Origin of the sequence: Brachybacterium nesterenkovii (assembly GCF_900163655.1) — a bacterium.
Lineage (GTDB): Bacteria > Actinomycetota > Actinomycetes > Actinomycetales > Dermabacteraceae > Brachybacterium > Brachybacterium nesterenkovii.
In genome coordinates this window covers 1-1,482 of sequence record NZ_FWFG01000070.1, presented here as the reverse complement: position 1 = coordinate 1,482, position 1,482 = coordinate 1, and the positions used below count along the sequence as shown (strand labels likewise).

Below are 1,482 nucleotides of genomic sequence, written 5' to 3'. Positions count from 1 at the left end.
CCCCACGACGCCTCCCCCACCCACGACACCTCCCATCAGAGGCGGGCGCAGGATTGGTCGTTCTTCGTCGGAATCCGGTACCGGATTGGTCGTTCGTCGTCGGAAAGCCCCCACCATTCCGACGACGAATGACCAATCCGCGAAAGCACCACCACCAGCTGGCCATCCGCCGGCGCTCAAAGGGGGAGCACAGCTGCGCGGGCGCCGTCACTGCTCACGACGCACCCCCTTTCGCGCTCTGCCAGCACCACTGCCTGCGCACTCCCCTGGGCTCCCCGCAGGACTGTTCGCGGACACCCAGGGGCATACTCCCCATCACTGCCCAGAGCGCCAGCCCCGCTCCTCGAGAGCTCTCCTGATCCTGGCGATCGCGGCGCCGCTGCCGTGGCGCAGGTCCTCGTGGAGCAGACGGATCTCGTTAATCCTCGCAGCTGCTCTCCTCTCGCCGCGCCGGATGTCGCGCTGCATCTGTTCACCGCGCAGATGCGTCCGCCCTTCGTACTCGACGCAGACGCCGTATGCCCTCCACAGCAGATCGGGGTCGCCGAGATCTGCTCCGTCGACGATGAGTCGCGCATTCGCCTCAGGCTCGGGCAGCGAAGCACGGACGCAGTCGAGGCGCAGACGAGTCTCGGCCGGCGAGTCCGCGCTCATGCGGACATCCGTCAGGGCACGTCGGACGGCGGCGATCCCGGGGAAGCGCGCCTCGGCGGCGGCCTCCGTCAAGCGCTCGAGGATCGAGTACGGCACCGACCGCCCCTCCTCCGCCCAGGGACGCGGCGTGCGCACCAGATGATCGCCGATCACCACCAGGTCGTCGTGAGAGAGCACTGCCCCCAGGTCCAGGAACGTGCGTGCTCTCGTGGTCGCCCGCAGCGTCGTCCCGTGGTGCGTGTCGCCCGGGGCGAAGCCGATGCGTCGCCATCGGATCTCCGCGCGTCCGCGGCGACGGCGCACGCTCTGCGTCGCCAACTCGATCGGTCGGCCGCATCCGGGGGTCCACTCCTCCAGGCGACCCGGCAGCGGCAGCCCCCAGAGCCGCGCCGCGGTGAGGCCGACCGCCGTGATCCCGGGATCGTTCCTGAACAGCGCCCCGACGACGCGGGCCTCGGTCACGACGGCGCCACGGGACGCATGGAGACCGGGCATGATCCGCACGACGTCCTGCCTGCGCAGCCGCTCCGCACTCACTCCGAGCCGCCGCGCCTCAGCCGCACTGAAGACGCTCCCCTGCAGGACGACGGGCAGGGGGTCCGGGGATCTCGCCATGGAAGGACTGTGCCCGACGCTGACCACCGCGGCGTCGGCTGTCCCCAATGCCCAGGTGAGATCGATGGGGTCGCGATTCCTCCACCGGCAGCTCACAGAGCGAGCCGCCGACGCATCGCTCCGTGATCCAGCACCGAGCCACCGTGATGGATCGCCACCCCATCCGCCCCGTCATCGTGGCGCGCCAGCCATTTCGCCCCTCGCCCCTCGCCC

Annotated in this window: 1 protein-coding gene; it reads right to left on the bottom strand. The window is 70.4% G+C overall.

Features of this window, described 5'->3' with window-relative positions; genetic code table 11:
* Positions 1-315 precede the first annotated feature (315 nt).
* A complete protein-coding gene (locus FM110_RS08720) occupies positions 316-1,149 on the bottom strand; it encodes a hypothetical protein (protein WP_143276340.1) in 834 nt (277 codons plus the stop codon).
* Between the last annotated feature and the right edge of the window lie 333 nt (positions 1,150-1,482).

What these genes read in the sequence shown, in the direction of transcription:
- FM110_RS08720 (WP_143276340.1), bottom strand. Translation starts at nt 1,149, where the DNA reads ATGCCCGGTCTCCATGCGTCCCGTGGCGCCGTCGTGACCGAGGCCCGC.